The sequence below is a fragment of the Cellulosilyticum sp. ST5 genome (assembly GCF_046529625.1).
GTDB classification, from domain to species: Bacteria; Bacillota; Clostridia; order Lachnospirales; family Cellulosilyticaceae; genus Cellulosilyticum; species Cellulosilyticum lentocellum.
In genome coordinates this window covers 1,148,050-1,164,297 of sequence record NZ_CP132338.1, presented here as the reverse complement: position 1 = coordinate 1,164,297, position 16,248 = coordinate 1,148,050, and the positions used below count along the sequence as shown (strand labels likewise).

At 33.6% G+C, this 16,248-nt stretch carries 14 protein-coding genes; 3 read left to right on the top strand and 11 right to left on the bottom strand.

What is annotated here, in order from left to right:
• The first annotated feature begins 149 nt into the window (after positions 1-149).
• Positions 150-1,391 carry a nucleotidyltransferase gene (locus tag QTL86_RS05690; RefSeq protein WP_410496738.1) on the top strand — a complete coding sequence of 414 codons (1,242 nt, stop codon included), beginning with the start codon at positions 150-152 and terminating at the stop codon, positions 1,389-1,391.
• A 102-nt stretch (positions 1,392-1,493) separates the two neighbouring features.
• Positions 1,494-2,603, top strand: coding sequence for a hypothetical protein (locus QTL86_RS05685; protein WP_127066818.1), 1,110 nt, complete (start codon positions 1,494-1,496; stop codon positions 2,601-2,603).
• Positions 2,604-2,656: 53 nt separating this feature from the next.
• Here QTL86_RS05685 and codY read toward each other — a convergent pair whose 3' ends face one another.
• From codY to dprA, 3 genes are all read right to left on the bottom strand, one after another.
• Positions 2,657-3,415: a GTP-sensing pleiotropic transcriptional regulator CodY gene (gene codY / locus QTL86_RS05680; RefSeq protein ID WP_013657321.1), complete on the bottom strand. Its 759-nt coding sequence runs from the start codon at positions 3,413-3,415 to the stop codon at positions 2,657-2,659.
• Between the two features lie 216 nt (positions 3,416-3,631).
• Positions 3,632-5,704 (bottom strand): type I DNA topoisomerase, encoded by a 2,073-nt coding sequence (topA, locus tag QTL86_RS05675; protein ID WP_127066819.1) that lies wholly within the window; start codon positions 5,702-5,704, stop codon positions 3,632-3,634.
• A 13-nt stretch (positions 5,705-5,717) separates the two neighbouring features.
• Positions 5,718-6,806 carry a DNA-processing protein DprA gene (dprA, locus tag QTL86_RS05670; protein ID WP_190283336.1) on the bottom strand — a complete coding sequence of 363 codons (1,089 nt, stop codon included), beginning with the start codon at positions 6,804-6,806 and terminating at the stop codon, positions 5,718-5,720.
• Between the two features lie 107 nt (positions 6,807-6,913).
• On the opposite strand from dprA, the gene QTL86_RS05665 reads away from it, so the two are divergent.
• Positions 6,914-8,425 carry a YifB family Mg chelatase-like AAA ATPase gene (locus tag QTL86_RS05665; RefSeq protein ID WP_410496737.1) on the top strand — a complete coding sequence of 504 codons (1,512 nt, stop codon included), beginning with the start codon at positions 6,914-6,916 and terminating at the stop codon, positions 8,423-8,425.
• Positions 8,426-8,455: 30 nt separating this feature from the next.
• On the opposite strand, the gene nrdR is transcribed toward QTL86_RS05665, so the two are convergent.
• From nrdR to QTL86_RS05625, 8 genes are all read right to left on the bottom strand, one after another.
• A complete protein-coding gene (gene nrdR / locus QTL86_RS05660) occupies positions 8,456-8,914 on the bottom strand; it encodes a transcriptional regulator NrdR (protein ID WP_013657325.1) in 459 nt (152 codons plus the stop codon).
• Positions 8,915-9,201: 287 nt separating this feature from the next.
• A complete protein-coding gene (gene sigG / locus QTL86_RS05655) occupies positions 9,202-9,975 on the bottom strand; it encodes an RNA polymerase sporulation sigma factor SigG (RefSeq protein WP_127066822.1) in 774 nt (257 codons plus the stop codon).
• Between the two features lie 84 nt (positions 9,976-10,059).
• Entirely contained in the window at positions 10,060-10,815 is a 756-nt protein-coding gene (gene sigE / locus QTL86_RS05650; protein WP_410496736.1) for an RNA polymerase sporulation sigma factor SigE, read from the bottom strand.
• Entirely contained in the window at positions 10,815-11,693 is an 879-nt protein-coding gene (locus QTL86_RS05645; RefSeq protein WP_410496735.1) for a sigma-E processing peptidase SpoIIGA, read from the bottom strand. The genes sigE and QTL86_RS05645 overlap by 1 nt, the downstream gene beginning before the upstream one ends.
• Before the next feature lie 129 nt (positions 11,694-11,822).
• The gene (gene ftsZ, locus QTL86_RS05640) at positions 11,823-12,935 is read right to left on the bottom strand and encodes a cell division protein FtsZ (protein WP_013657329.1); all 1,113 of its coding nucleotides are present in this window, start codon (positions 12,933-12,935) and stop codon (positions 11,823-11,825) included.
• Between the two features lie 54 nt (positions 12,936-12,989).
• Positions 12,990-13,706: a cell division protein FtsQ/DivIB gene (locus QTL86_RS05635; RefSeq protein WP_127066824.1), complete on the bottom strand. Its 717-nt coding sequence runs from the start codon at positions 13,704-13,706 to the stop codon at positions 12,990-12,992.
• Positions 13,707-13,712: 6 nt separating this feature from the next.
• Entirely contained in the window at positions 13,713-14,960 is a 1,248-nt protein-coding gene (gene murA / locus QTL86_RS05630; protein WP_127066825.1) for a UDP-N-acetylglucosamine 1-carboxyvinyltransferase, read from the bottom strand.
• Positions 14,961-15,033: 73 nt separating this feature from the next.
• A complete protein-coding gene (locus QTL86_RS05625) occupies positions 15,034-16,248 on the bottom strand; it encodes an FtsW/RodA/SpoVE family cell cycle protein (protein WP_127066826.1) in 1,215 nt (404 codons plus the stop codon).

Genomic DNA, 16,248 nt, shown 5'->3' with positions numbered 1-16,248 from the left:
TTACTTTCAATTACCCTCAACCTCTATTATATGCAATGTATCTCGTGTATACAAGAGTGAAATAAAAATTTATTTGTTTTTTCGCCTTTATCTATTAAGATTTTTAGTATAAAATCAGTAATTGATAAAAATATTTCAAGGAGGTTCCAATGCATATTGTTGGTATTATTGCTGAATACAATCCTTTTCATAACGGTCATCTCCATCAAATTGTTTCTACTAGAAAACAAACACATTGCGATTATATCGTAGTTGCTATGAGTGGCAACTTTACACAACGAGGTGAGGCTGCTATTGTTGATAAGTTTGTACGCACACAAATGGCCTTAAAAGCAGGAGTTGATCTTGTCTTAGAGCTTCCTGTCCCCTTTGCAACAGCTAGTGCTGAACGATTTGCTCAAGGTGCTGTTTCTTTATTTCATCAAACTGGTATTGTTGAAACGCTTTCTTTTGGTAGCGAATGTGGTGATACGACTTTACTAGAATTGATTGCAAAACGTTTAGAAACACCTTCCCCTACTTTTAATGCATCATTAACAAAGCATTTAAAAGAAAGCTACAGTTTTCCTAGAGCTAGAGAACAAGCCTTACTAGAAGATTTAAAAACCCTAGAGCTCGACTCAGAAATTTACACTTCACTCTTAGAACTTATTAGGAGCCCTAACAATATATTAGGAATTGAGTATATCAGAGCCATAGAGCATTTTAGTACTACTATTCAACCTTTTACAATTAAACGTTTAACAGCAGGTTATCATGACCCCTTACTCTATCCTCAGATTGCTTCGGCTACTGCTATCCGTACACACCTAAGTAATGGCTACTCTTCAGAACTAGTCGCATGCATGCCCTCTACCACTTATGAACTCTTAGATAATACTTCATATCATCAACCCGATATGGATATCTTAACACCTTTCTTACATCACAAATTTATGTTTTCCAACAAGAAGGATTTATATTCTTTATGGGACATTCCAAATGATCTTATTAACACTTTTTTAAACAACTATACTTCCTTTGAATACCTTTCAGAATTGGTTAAAGCATGTACTTCTAAAACTTACACCTCTGCTACTGTTAGACGTGCGCTATTACGTTTGCTCCTTGATATTCAAGATGAAGCCCTAAAACAATTCGAGGCCATTTCTTGGATTCCTTATATTCGTGTTTTAGGTTGTAAAAAAGAGTCGGCGGCCATTTTGAAACACTTAAATTATTCTGCAAATCGTCCCATTATCACTAACCTTAGTAGAGTTTATGCGGACCTTGATCCTTTAAGTAAACAACTTATTGATTATGAATTGAATGCTACAAAACTTTATCATTATCTAACTAAGCAACCTAAATTGTACAATCAAGACTTTACTCAAGGTTTTTTGATGCTTTAAATGAATAAAGGTGCTATCTTATGATAGCACCTTTATTCATTGTTATTTTTTGTCCAAGCTCAACATATACTAACTTATAGCATTTTCCTTGGGGGTGTCATGATGTCAAAAAAATCAACAACCGCTTTTATTTTATTTTGTTTCGTCATTATTTTATTAGCTTTTCCAAACTTATGTATCAATGCTGCTCAGCAAGGCCTTTTACTTTGGTTTAACAAAGTTCTTCCCTCCTTACTTCCTTTTATGATTTTAATCAACATACTTGTAGGTTTGGATAGTATAAAAAGCATAAGTAATCGTGCAACCTTTATTACATATAAGTTTTGGAACTTGCCAGGTAGTACTTTATTTGCCTTCATCATGGGACTATTAGCAGGTTATCCTATGGGAGGACGCATCATTAAAGAATTAGTTTCGTCTGGTGAATTAACCTCTCAGCAAGGTGAGAAAGCCCTTTGCTTCTGCAACAACTGTGGTCCACTTTTTATTGTTGGCACTGTGGGAACCACTATACTTGGTAATGTTAAACTTGGCTACTTCCTATTACTCATTCATATTTTATCTGCTCTTATAACAAGTCTCTTACTTAAACCAACTTATCCTTTGTATCCAATAAGATCTACTTCTCTGCAGATAGCTCCTTCAAGTAAAACTTTACCTTCATTGCTCAATGAAGCTGTTGCACACTCTATGGATACAATGACTTGTATTGGTGGGTATATTATTTTCTTTTCCGTTTTAGCTCATCTTATAACCGATACACTTCTATTAAAATGGTTATTCCACTTACCCCTTATTAATCAAATTTCTACTACAACACTTCAAGCTATACTTACCAGCTTCCTTGAACTCTCTAACGGCGTGAATGCTTTAGGTCAGATTTCGTCTCCCTATGCTCTAGCTTTACTTGCGGCTACTCTTGCTTTTGGAGGCTTATGTGTCTATTTTCAGACGCTTTATGTATTAGAAGGAACTCATTTTTCCACAAAACCTTACTTCTTTAGTAAATGCTTGCAAGCCATTATTAGTTTTTTATTAACCTGTGTACTTTATCCTTTTTTCTCTGTGTATACACAAGGAACAAAAATAGTTTTTAATCATACTTGGAGCTTTATTTTAATCGGATTTGTCAGTAGTTTTATTTTACTGACTCATTTTAATAAAAATATTCGTTCCATTTTCACTACTTTTAAAGAAAGTCATAGATCTTAATTCGTTTAATCTGTTAGTAAATAATAAAAAAGGAGCTAGTAGCTCCTTTTTTATTATTTACGTAATTTATTAAGTTCATCTAATAAAGCACTATTAAGAACTTTAATGTATGTTCCCTTCATACCTAAAGATCTTGATTCAATAACACCCGCACTTTCAAATTTACGAAGTGCATTAACAATTACCGAACGAGTAATACCTACTTTATCAGCAATTTTACTTGCGATTAAGAGGCCTTCACTACCGTCTAATTTTTCAAAGATATGGAAAATAGCTTCAAGTTCTGAGTAAGATAAAGTAGCAATAGCAGATTTAACAATAGCCACTCTACGTTCTTCCGCATCATTTTCATCTTTTAATGAAGTTAACATTTCAACTGCAACAATAGTTGCACCATACTCTGCTAAAATAAAATCTTCCGTATTAAATGAAGCTTCACTTTTTTCTTTATAAAGTACAAATGTACCAAGTCTTTGACCTGCTGCAATGATTGGAACGATACAAGCTGTATAATTAGCACTATTTGCAGCAGCTGGGAATAATGATTCTAAAGAAACACCTTCTTTAATATCCATAATAGTTAAGAATTCATCATTCACTGAGTAATCAATATAATTTTCTTCATTTGCAAAATTATGTGGAATGCCACTGTTTACACCTAATACTTTACTTTTTGTACTAACTACCATAGCATTAGCTTTCACTACATCACTAATCACTTCACAGATATCAGAAAAGATAACGCGGTCTGAGCCAAATCTTTGTAAGAGTCTATTTACTTTTCGCATTTTTTGTAATAATTCTTGAGACATTTTATGTCCTCCTTAGTTCTATTTGTACTTTTTATACTCTAAAGGTTTTATATACTTTAGTATGTTCTAAAAATTTTAAAATATACACTTTATCATTTAAAAAGACAAAGTTGTATTACAACTTTGTCTTGTACAAACAAATCTTAACATGATTTGACAAAAAACTCAATATACATTTGTAAACATTAATACTAAAAATATTTAACAAATTGTAAACTAATGCTTATTTTGTTTACCGTAGTTACATTTTGAATTGCGGCACACTATCTTTTTATTTTTACTATTTCCTTTTTCAATCAGTGCTTCTCCACATATTGGACACTTCTCTCCTGTTGGTTTATCCCATGACATAAACTCACATCCTTCACCATTATGTTCACATCCATAATAGCTACGACCTTTTTTAGTTTTCTTCATCAAAATCTTGCCATTACACTCTGGACAACTGATTCCAGTCTCTTCATACCATGGTTTAGTACCATTACATTCCGGAAAATTAGGACATCCTAAAAACTTACCGTATTTTCCGTAACGTACTACCATATGGGTGCCACATTTTTCACAAGGAATATCTGTATGTTCTGTTAAATCGATATTCTCTATCTGAGATTCCGCATATTCTACTGTATGATGAAAATGAGGATAAAAAGATTTGATAATTTCCTTCCATTCTACGTTACCTGATGCAATTTCATCTAAAATTCTTTCCATATTAGCAGTGAAATCTACATCTACTACTTCATCAAAATATTCTTTCATAATTTGATTAACAACTTCACCAAGTTCTGTCATATACAATATTTTGTTTTCTTTTACAATATAGCCACGAGCAAGAAGAGTTGTTATAGTTGGCGCATAAGTACTAGGTCTTCCAACACCATTTTCTTCAAGTGTTTTTACTAGTGTAGCTTCTGAAAAATGAGCAGGTGGTTGTGTAAAGTGTTGGTTAGGAATAATACTACCACAAACTAATTGTTCCCCTTCTTCCACCTGGAATTTTGCTTCCTTCTTAGCTTTTTCTTCACCTAAATTATAAACCTTAATAAAACCATCAAATAACTCTATTGAATAAGAAGCTTTAAACTCATAATCTCCATTTTGAACTCTAATCGAATAAGTTTCATATTGTGCAGGAGCCATCTGACTTGCCACAAAGCGGTTCCATATAAGTTGATATAATCTAAATTGATCTCTCGATAAATACTCTTTGATTTCATTTGGCTCATATTCCATATAAGTCGGTCTAATTGCTTCATGGGCATCTTGAATATGTGCCTTTTTAGCTTTCTCTATTTGCTTTTTAGCACCTAAATACTGTTCTCCATACTTTTGTGTAATATAAGTAGTCGCCTCTTCTTTAGCTTTGTCTGCTATTCTAATAGAATCTGTACGGATATAAGTAACAACACCCACCTCTTTTTTTCCTACTTTAATGCCTTCATAGAGTTGCTGTGCAATATTCATGGTCTTTTGGGTGGAAAATCCTAAATGTTTTGCTGCCTCTTGTTGTAAAGTACTTGTTGTAAATGGCAATACAGTATTTTTAACTCTTGTACCTTTTTTACTACTTACAACTTGAAAATGACCTTTTTTACAAGCTTTAACTATTTTCTTTGCTTCTTCTTCATTATTAATGTCACATTTTTCATTTTTATAAGTATCTAATTTTGCTTCAAATGTTTTACCCTTACCCTGTTGTAAATTAGCCGTAATGCTCCAGTACTCTTCTTCAACAAATTCTCTGATTTGTTTATCACGATCGCTAATTAATCTTAAAGTCACTGACTGCACACGTCCAGCACTTAAACCTTTACGTACTTTCTTCCATAGAATAGGACTAATCTCATATCCTACTAAACGATCTAAAACACGTCTTGCTTGTTGGGCATCTACTAAATCTGTGTTAATATCTCTTGGGTGCTTAATGGCTTCTTTAACAGCCTGTTCTGTAATTTCATTAAAAGTAATACGACATACTTTTTTCTCCTGCAATTTAAGCGCATGATATAGATGCCATGAAATGGCTTCACCTTCACGGTCAGGGTCAGTCGCAAGGTAAACACATTTAGCATTTTTAACATCTTTTCTTAATTTCTGTAATAGTTCCCCTTTACCCCTTATGGTAATATACTTAGGTTCATAATTATTTGCTGTATCTACACCTAATTGACTTTTAGGTAAGTCTCTTACATGTCCAATTGATGCTTCTACTTTATAGTTTTTGCCTAGAAAACGGCTAATTGTATTTACTTTAGCTGCTGACTCCACAATTACTAAATTATCAGCCATATTTGCCTCCTCATTAAACACGTACATATCTTTCCCCTGGTAATCTCTTTATAAGCCCTTTTATTTCTAATTGTAATAAACCTTTATAAATACTTTTATAGGAAAGCTGTGTGCTATTTACTAATTCATTTAAAAAAATTGGTTCCTGACTTACATAAGCATATACTATCCTTTCCTCTTGTGCAAGTTCATAATGCTTTTTAGTTTTATTTTTCTTTATTTCTTCGTATTTTATTCTTAAATCAAAAGGAAGTTCTTCTATTACATCTTCTACACCGGTAACACACTTAGCACCTTTTTTAATAAGTTCATTGGTTCCTAAACTTAATTTTCTAGTAATATTACCTGGTATAGCACATACGTCTCTACCGTAATCTAGAGCTAACTGCGCTGTAATTAAAGAGCCGCTTCTTATATTAGCTTCTGTTACCACCACACACATAGACATACCGCTAATAATACGATTTCGTTTTGGAAATTGATAAGGTCTAGGTTCATGATCCAAATCATATTCAGAAATAATGCACCCTTTGCTTAAGATCTCTTCATATATTCTTTGATTACAAGCTGGATAACATATATTTAATCCATTTCCTAATACAGCAATGGTCATACCACTCTTTAAAGCACCATAATGAGCTGCTGCATCAACTCCCATAGCCATACCGCTTATAACCGTTATACCCCCTCCTGCAAGCTCCTGTGCTAATTGAACCGTTACACTGTAACCATACTCTGAACAATTACGAGATCCTACTATTCCAATAGTAGGTGAATTCAACAGCTGATCATTACCTTTTATATAGAGCAACATAGGTGAATCTGGGATATACCTTAAATATTCCGGATATCCTTCATCCAAATAATCTACTAATTTTACTTGATTGCTTTCATAACGCTTTATTCGCTCTTCTAATACATCTGTAAATAAAGGAGACTTTTTAATACGCTGAACAATTTCTCCTTGCCATCCTTTACACATGTATTCCTCCTGAGACGCCTTATAAATAGACTCAAAAGACTGAAAACATGTCACTAATTCCTTCTTAATCACTTCTGGTAATCCTATTTCATGAAACCAGATACTATATATTTTACTCATAAAATCACCACTTTGTCCATTATTAAATTTTCGAATAATTAAGTTTATTATTTTAATTTTTTGTCTATACTCCAATAAATCTCTTTGATTAAAGAAAGGATACCCTAATGTTCTGTAAATTAAACAGTTACTCATTAAATGGTATAGATGCCTTACCGATAGAAGTAGAAATTGACCTACATGATGGTCTTCCAGGATTTGATATTGTTGGTCTCCCTGACTCCGCAGTCAAAGAAGCCAAGGAACGGGTTAAAAGTGCTCTAAAAAATAGTGGCTATAAATTTCCTATCTGTCATATCACCGTTAATTTAGCACCAGCTGACATCAAAAAAGAAGGAAGCTTGTATGACCTTCCTATTGCCTTAGGTTTATTATGTTGTTTAGGAGAATTCTCACCAACAAACTTAGAACACAAATATTTTATAGGTGAACTTGCTTTAGATGGTACACTACGTAGTGTTAGAGGATTATTACCCTTATTATGTGAAGTAAATCAATCTGATGAATGTATTATTCCTATAGGAAATGAACCTGAAGGAAGTTTAGTTCCTAGCACCATTATTAAACTAGCTAGACATCTAAATGAAGTGGTTGACTCTGTAAAAGGCAACCTTCATTTACCTTTATGTAGCAAACAATCTTCTCATTTACCAGAGTTAACTCACTCTATAGATTTTGCTGATGTCAGAGGTCAAGAAGCAGCCAAAAGAGGTCTTATGATTGCTGCAGCTGGTTATCATAATACTCTTTTAATTGGCGCTCCTGGTTCTGGCAAAACTATGCTTGCCAAAAGACTTCCTACTATTCTTCCTCCTTTAACCGAAAAGGAATGTATAGAAGTCACGAAGATTTATAGTGTTGCACATCTCCTAGCAGACTGTGAAATTATAAAGAATCGTCCTTTTCGTTCTCCCCATCATACCATCTCTCCATTAGGTTTAACGGGTGGAGGTGCTCATCCCAAACCAGGTGAAATGAGCCTTGCTCATTTAGGTATTCTTTTTCTAGATGAACTCTTAGAATTTAATAGGCACACATTAGATTTGCTACGCCAACCTATAGAAGAACATCGCATCGTTCTTTCTCGTGCCCAGTTGACCCTTACCTACCCTGCTAACTTTCTATTCCTTGCTTCAACGAACCCTTGTCCTTGTGGTTACTATCCAGATACACAAAAATGTAGTTGTAGCTTATCTAGTATAAAAAAATACTTATCTAAATTATCAGGTCCTCTTATTGACCGTATTGACATTCATTTAGAAACCCATGTACCTTCTATTAGCGAATTTAAAGACACTCTACCTCTTTCCTCAAAAGAAATGGCAAAAAAAGTAATGTTAGCCCATAAACAACAAACTATTCGTTACCAAGACTATCCTTTTGATTATAATAGTCAAATTCCTCCTTCACTGATTAAGCGTTTTTGTGCACTTACATCCGAGGGAGAAACTTTGTTAAATCAGTGGTTCTCTCAAACCAAAGCCAGTATCCGTGCTTATGATAAAATTTTGCGTCTTTCACGTACCCTTGCTGATTTAGAAGAGGTAACTCAAATTACCTCAACTCATATTGCTGAAGCGCTTCAATATCGCTTACTAGACCGACACTTTTGGGCATAAAAAAAGAGTTATTAAACCTATAATAACCCTTTATCTTTTTAACTTTTTTATATTTTCTAATTCTGTAATAAATTCATCAATACAAACAAATTGTTTATAAACAGATGCAAATCGAATATAAGATACCTCATCTAGATTTTTTAAAGCTTGCATTGTCATTTCACCGATTTCAGTAGAAGAGACTTCTTTTTTTTCACCATTACAAATCTGATTTTCAATGGTATCTACTAAATCCTCAATTTGCTCAATAGAGATATTTCTTTTATTACAAGAACGAAGTATTCCTTTAAACAACTTATCTCTTTCAAATACTTCTCTACTCTTATCACGCTTAATCACAACTAGAGGAATGGATTCTATTTTTTCATATGTAGTAAAACGCTTGTTGCAGCTTTCACACTGTCTCCTTCTTCTAATAGAATCATTTTCATTAACAGGTCTAGAGTTTAATACCTTAGAGGTACTATACCCACAATATGGACACTTCATGATGTTGACTCCCCCTTTTATATATATGACAAGATTATCACAATACGAAAATAAAAGTCAATACTCACTTACTTTTAAACATTCTTCACCTATCTCTTTTACTTTCTCTAAAGAATAGCATATTCTGGATGCTTGCTAAACCCCCTATTATCTTTCCTCATTCAGGTACAATTAATTTATTAATTGTACCTTTTTCCTATATCATTTGACATCACATAGATAACTCAGCCTTAGATTAGATTTTTATGTTTCATATCTACTATACGTAGCCTACTAATCCCCTTCCCTTAAATATATTTCTTCATATGTTTAAGGGCCGTTTTTTCTAATCTAGAAACCTGTGCTTGAGAAATACCAATTTCATTAGCTACCTCCATTTGTGTTTTACCCGCGAAAAATCTCAGCATCAAAATTTGCTTTTCTCTATCATTAATACGTTTCATTGCTTCTTTTAATGCAATATTCTCTAACCATATGTCATCTTGATTTTTATCATCACTTACTTGATCCATAATATAAAGTGTATCACTTTCATCATGATAAACTGGTTCAAAAAGGGAAATAGGATCTTGAATAGCATCTAATGCAAATACAATATCTTCTTTTTTTATACCTAATTCATCTGCAATTTCTTGAACTGTAGGCTCCTTAGCATTTTTTCGTGTTAATTGTTCCTTTGTTTGAAGGGCTTTATAAGCTGTGTCTCTTAGAGAACGACTTACTCTAATGGCATTATTATCTCTTAAGTAACGTCTAATCTCCCCAATAATCATAGGTACTGCATAAGTAGAAAACCTTACATTTTGCGTAACATCAAAATTATCAATAGCCTTAATAAGGCCTATACACCCTACTTGAAATAAATCATCTACATGTTCACCACGATTATTAAATCGTTGAATAACACTTAGTACAAGCCTTAAATTACCCCTAATATATTCTTCCCTCGCTTTATTATCTCCTTGTTCAATAAGCTTAAAAAGTGTTTCTTTTTGCTCGTTTGTCAAAATGGGTAACTTAGCTGTATTAACTCCGCATATTTCTACTTTATTTATAGCCATATCTATTGCCTCCTAGGAATACTATTTAAGCATAGGTAAAGTCAATAAATATGTTCTCCATTAACGTTAGAAATATACTCTCTTTTAACTCATTCTATTAATTTCCTTTTTTAATCTTAATATAATTTTCTTTTCTAGTCTTGAAATATAAGATTGAGATATTCCCAATAGATCAGCCACTTCTTTTTGTGTCTTTTCTTTTCCTTGAGGCGTAAATCCAAATCTTAATTCAACAATCTCCCTTTCACGATCCGTTAACTTAAGTAATGCTTGTTTAAGTAACTTTTTATCAACTTCTTCTTCAATATTCCGATAAATAATATCAGGTTCTGTTCCTAATATATCAGAAAGGAGTAACTCATTCCCATCCCAATCTACATTTAAAGGTTCATCGATTGATACTTCTGTTTTAAGCTTATTGGTACGCCTTAAAAACATTAAAATCTCATTTTCAATACATCTAGAAGCATAAGTTGCCAACTTAATTTTTTTGCAAGGCTTAAAGGTATTAATGGATTTAATAAGACCAATTGTTCCTATTGAAATTAAATCCTCCATATAAATACCTGTATTTTCAAACTTTCTGGCAATGTACACAACTAGGCGCAAATTTCGCTCAATTAAAGTTGTTTTAATCGCTTTAATCTCTTCTTCTTGCTCTGCAAATTCTATTAGCTTTTGAATAAGAATTTCTTCTTCATCTCGCGATAAAGGTGGTGGTAACACCTCACTTCCACCAATATAATGAACTGCTTTTTTCCTCCTTAGCAAAAAGCTATACCACAGCTCCCTCCATTTCTTCTTAACCTTTTTTAATATACTATTAATATACCTAGTCATTATCCAACCTCCCCTATAATATATTCTGGATGTAATAGTGCTTTATAACTATGATCATTGAAAAGAGGCATTTGTGCTATGCCAATAATGCATTTATTAAAATGCCTTTGTGTAGACATTTTTTCAAGAATCATTTCATCAATTTCTACGCCTAAAATCATACCGGATTCACACCCTATACTATTAAACGGAATAAGATGTTTAATTATATTATCATCAAGTTGCTCTAACTCTACTAAATGATCTGAAAACCTTTCGAAAAACTTCTGCTCTTCTTCTGTGAAAAGCCCTTTAACCATATCATATTCAACTACGATAACCGGTCGATGCGTAATTGGTGTGTATAAACAGTTTCCTGTATCTAGTAATGCCCTTAACATAACTTTCCTATCTTTTTGAATGAATTGAAGTTGATATTCAAAAGTAGGTAAAATAAAACGCCTTCTTATATAATAAAAAGATGTATAAAAAGTGAAACCCATTGTTACGCCTATACCTATAAGCATGAATATATTGAGTTCACTAATAGCTCTACTATCATAGCCCAACATATACCATAAACTAAAAGTAGTTCCTCCTAACAATGCAGCTACTAACATTGATAATAAATAATATATAAACAATTGTTTGATATGAATAGGTCTAAAAATATAAAGAATAGGAAAAACAGGAATAAAAAATGAATAAATGCTATAAGGTACATACTGCAAAAACGGGACTACGATTAACATACAGTACAAAATAGCTGCAAATAGGCCTCCTGCTATCATCCTTTTTACCTTAACAGGCTGATTAATAAGCATGGACACAATCCAGAATATAATTGTATCCATAATAAAATTAATACAAAATAAAACATCCATGTAAACAACATACATATGTACACCTCATCTATAGCTTTTTCCTTAGACATTCTCATTTTAAAGGATAAGGCTTACAAATTTTGTAAAAACTCTAGAGTGAATAAAAAAAAAGATACGACAATATCGTATCTTTTTTGAATGTTTTTATCGATTTCTTCTTAAGAATTGAGGAATTTCCACTTGAATATCTTTAATCGGTGTAAACTTTGTTTCCTCTACATGAGCTGTAGTTGCTTTTTGCGTTTGTACTGGCGTTTCTTCTTTTGTTGCTTGAACTGGTTTGAATGTATTAAGACTTACATCATGATTTTGAAAGTCTGTAGCAATAACTGTAATAATAATTTCTTCACCAAGATTTTCATTAATAGATGTACCAAAAATAATTTCAGCATCTGGATCAACAGCTTCTCTAATAAGCCCCATACCTACATTAGCTTCCATCAGTCCTAAAGACTCACCACCACACATATTAACAAGTACACAACGTGCACCATCAATGCTTGTATCTAGTAAAGGACTACTAATTGCATATTTAACAGCTTCTTCTGCACGATTTTCGCCTGTTGCGCGTCCAATACCCATATGGGCTACACCTTTATTATTCATAATTGTACGTACGTCTGCAAAATCAAGATTAATAATACCTGGGTTTGAAATTAAATCTGTAATCCCCTGTACACCTTGTTGTAATACATCATCAGCTTTACTGAATGCATCCACCATCGTTGTCTTCTTATCAATAACTTGTAAAATTTTATCATTTGGAATAACAACTAAAGTATCTACATTTTGCTTAAGCTCTGCAATACCTTTCTCTGCATTAATCATTCTTTTGCGACCTTCAAAACTAAATGGCTTAGTCACTACACCAACTGTTAAAATACCTTCTTCTTTTGCAATACTCGCAATAACTGGTGCTGCACCTGTACCTGTACCACCGCCCATTCCGGCTGTGATAAATAACATATCTGCGCCTTTAATAGCTGTTAGTATCTCCTCACGACTTTCCTCTGCTGATTTTGTACCAATTTCTGGATTAGCGCCTGCTCCAAGTCCACGTGTCATTTTTTCACCAATCTGAATTTTGGCTGGTGCACCTGATCTAGCCAGTGCTTGATGATCTGTATTAACAGTAATAAATTCAACACCTTCAAGACCTTTTTCAATCATTCTATCTACAGCGTTATTACCGCCACCACCTACACCAATAACTTTTATTTGAGCACCTTGTAATTCATTTTCCCATATTTCGAGCAAAGTAGTCTCCCCCTTTATCTGAAGTATCTTTATTTATTTTTAGCCTTATCTTTTCTATGTAATGGGATTTAAAAAAGCTTCACCTCTTTTTGCAAAAGTGCTTAAATCTAAAATACCCATATTATACTCTGCATGAACCTTGATAAGTACTTCGATTTTTTTGTCAAAATCACTTATATCACCCATTATAACATTTAACTTATCAACATACAAGTGAATTTCTTCTAGGTTGTATACATCAATTTTACTCACTTCTTTTATATACTGATGCTTTTCTAGATAACGTATAACTTCTGTTGCACAAAGCCACTCTTCATTATTCTGGATAGGTAGTACTTCTCCTATTTTGAAACTTTCAAACTTTAATCCCTGAATAATCGGAAGTTCATGATACATTTTAGGACTTTGCTCAATAACCTGTCCATTTTCATTTAAACAAATATAATTTCCCGAAAACTCAACATATGCAAATGGTGACTTTTCTACAACATCTATTTCCAATTTACCAGGAAAAATATAATTAAGTTTTACCTCTTTTATATATGGCAATTCTAAGAGCTGCTTCTTTGCTTCATTAAAAGATAAATCAAAAAAATGCTTTTTTTGAATACCTGCTGTTTGTATAATATCTTCAGCTGTATAGAAATGATTGTTCTTAACTTGTATCTCATTAATATAAAAAATAGGCATCATAAAAAATAGGAGCAATATTAGCCCTATTATGATGCCTATATACAGTTTTCTTTTCTTCTTTTGTTGTTCCTTTTTCAACTGTAACTACTCCTTCTCTTGTATCTGTGCACCTAGAGAGCTTAAATCAGTTACTATATTTTGATAGCCTCTTTTGATATAGTGGATTTGATTTACAATGCTATAACCTTCTGCAGCTAGGCCCGCTAAAACAAGCGCAGCCCCTCCTCTTAAATCAGTAGCATTAACCTTTGCTCCCATCAAATGTGTAGGCATAATATAAGCCTCATTGTCTTCCACATGAATTTTAGCACCCATCTTCATTAATTCATAAGCTGGTTTAAAACGTGCTTCAAATAAATTTTCTTTAATTCTACTTGGCGACTCACAAGTACAAAGGAGTGCCATCATTTGCGATTGCATATCTGTCGGATAACCTGGATAAGGCTCAGTGATTAATTCTATACCCTTTAAATGAGTAGGTGCCATTAAACTTACTTCTTTACTGCTCACCTTAATATGGCACCCTACTTCCTCTAACTTTTTAATAATTGTATCTAAATGTTCAATGCGTATGTCTTTTAGGGTAATATTTCCTCTGGTGATCGCTGCCGCCACCAAATACGTACCTGCTATGATACGATCTGGAATAACACGGTAGTTAACACCACCTAATTTTTTTACCCCTTGAATCTTAATCATTTCTGTCCCAGCTCCAGTAATATTGGCACCACAAGCCACAAGAAAATCTTGTAAATCAACAATTTCTGGTTCTTTAGCTGCATTATAAATCGTCGTATTGCCTTGTGCAAGCGTAGCAGCTAACATAATATTTTCTGTAGCTCCTACACTCGGTAAAGCAAGAGAAATCTCAGCGCCGTGAAGGTTTGAACTTTTACAAATAATTGTATCTTGCTGCTCTGTAATATGAACTCCCATTTGCTTTAATGCACTAAGATGTAAATCAATAGGTCTTGCACCTAACTGACAACCACCTGGTTGACTAATACGGGCTTCCCCGCATCTTCCTATTAGGGCTCCTAGTAAAATAATGGACGAACGCATTTTTTTGACTAATTCTTCACTAATGTCACAGTTCTGCAAAGTACTTGTATGAATCATCAAGTTCTCTTGTTCCCATTCTACTTTACAACCTAATTGCTTCAATATTTCTATCATGATCTCCACATCTAATATCCTAGGACAATGTTGAAGATAAGTTATATTCCCACTTAGTAAAGTCGCTGCAATAATAGGAAGAACTGCATTTTTACTGCCATCTATACACAGTTCACCTTCTAGACGCTTACCTCCATGAATAACATACTTACTCATTTAAGAGCACCTCCTGAAATAGGTAAGCTTCTATAAAACCATATTATTCCAAGAAGTAGAAATATGTGACTTATTACTTTTGCAGCTTTTCAATATCGGCACTTCTAGAAATATTAAGTAGAAGTCCCAATGTTGCTAAAAGTACTACTAAAGCTGTCCCTCCATAACTTACAAGTGGTAACTGCATACCTGTAGTAGGCAATGTATTCGTATTAACAGCTACATTAATAATTGCTTGAATCCCAATCATACTAGTAATCCCAATTGCCATTAAAGAACCAGAAAAATCTGGTGCCCGCATGGCTATAGCCATTCCTCGTATAACAATAACAGCATAACCTAACATTAAGAGAAGTGCCCCCACTAACCCTAATTCTTCACAAATAACAGCAAAAATAATATCATTATAGGGTTCCGGTAAAAAGCCTAACTTTTGTACACCTGAACCTAGGCCTACTCCAAATAACCCCCCGGATCCTACTGCTAATAATGCTTGTATCGGTTGATACCCATCTTCCGTAGGATCTGTCCAAGGATCTTCCCATACTCTAATTCTATCCAAACGATAGCCTGGTAAGATTTTATTGATAATAGGGAAATTAGGATCTTCACCTTTTGGTGTTACAGAAGCCAAGTAACGCACACCAAAAATCAGCCCCACACCTAATGCTATCAATAATAAATAGTATCTCACCTTGCCTGTACAAGAAAACATAATAACTGCTCCAATACCACCAATAACGAGTCCAGAGCTTAGATTTGTTCCTAATACAACTACTACACCTGTTGGAATAAGTACAAGTAACCAGCCCTTTAATATGTTAATGGGCCGATTCATATCCCTCTTATTTCTAATAATAAAGGAAGTCAGCATAAGGACAACTGCTAATTTAACAAACTCAGATGGTTGGATTTGTATACCTCCTATTTGAATCCAACGTTTTGCACCATTAGCTTCAATACCAATCACCTTTACACTAGCTGCCAAGAGAATACTTCCCCAGTAAAAAAGGCGTACTAAATTACGATTTGTACAGATATGATAATCAAACTTAAAGCTAATCCATAACATCGCTATGATCCCTACAGCCCCCAATCCAAGCTGTTTAATAGCTAATTTAGTAGGTGCCCACCCTTTGCCTGTACAATAATTGAAGCTCGCACTATACACCATTACAACACCAAAAGCTACAATGATTAAAATAATAGCCATTAACACAAAATCTGGTGTACTTTGTTCTTGCCTTTTTCTTCTTTTAGTAAGGTTAGTTGACCTAATTGTTTCCAT

Coding starts and splice junctions, on each gene's coding strand:
- QTL86_RS05690 (WP_410496738.1), top strand. CDS start 150: ATGCATATTGTTGGTATTATTGCTGAATACAATCCTTTTCATAACGGT.
- QTL86_RS05685 (WP_127066818.1), top strand. CDS start 1,494: ATGTCAAAAAAATCAACAACCGCTTTTATTTTATTTTGTTTCGTCATT.
- codY (WP_013657321.1), bottom strand. CDS start 3,415: ATGTCTCAAGAATTATTACAAAAAATGCGAAAAGTAAATAGACTCTTA.
- topA (WP_127066819.1), bottom strand. CDS start 5,704: ATGGCTGATAATTTAGTAATTGTGGAGTCAGCAGCTAAAGTAAATACA.
- dprA (WP_190283336.1), bottom strand. CDS start 6,806: ATGAGTAAAATATATAGTATCTGGTTTCATGAAATAGGATTACCAGAA.
- QTL86_RS05665 (WP_410496737.1), top strand. CDS start 6,914: ATGTTCTGTAAATTAAACAGTTACTCATTAAATGGTATAGATGCCTTA.
- nrdR (WP_013657325.1), bottom strand. CDS start 8,914: ATGAAGTGTCCATATTGTGGGTATAGTACCTCTAAGGTATTAAACTCT.
- sigG (WP_127066822.1), bottom strand. CDS start 9,975: ATGGCTATAAATAAAGTAGAAATATGCGGAGTTAATACAGCTAAGTTA.
- sigE (WP_410496736.1), bottom strand. CDS start 10,815: ATGACTAGGTATATTAATAGTATATTAAAAAAGGTTAAGAAGAAATGG.
- QTL86_RS05645 (WP_410496735.1), bottom strand. CDS start 11,693: ATGTATGTTGTTTACATGGATGTTTTATTTTGTATTAATTTTATTATG.
- murA (WP_127066825.1), bottom strand. CDS start 14,960: ATGAGTAAGTATGTTATTCATGGAGGTAAGCGTCTAGAAGGTGAACTG.
- QTL86_RS05625 (WP_127066826.1), bottom strand. CDS start 16,248: ATGGAAACAATTAGGTCAACTAACCTTACTAAAAGAAGAAAAAGGCAA.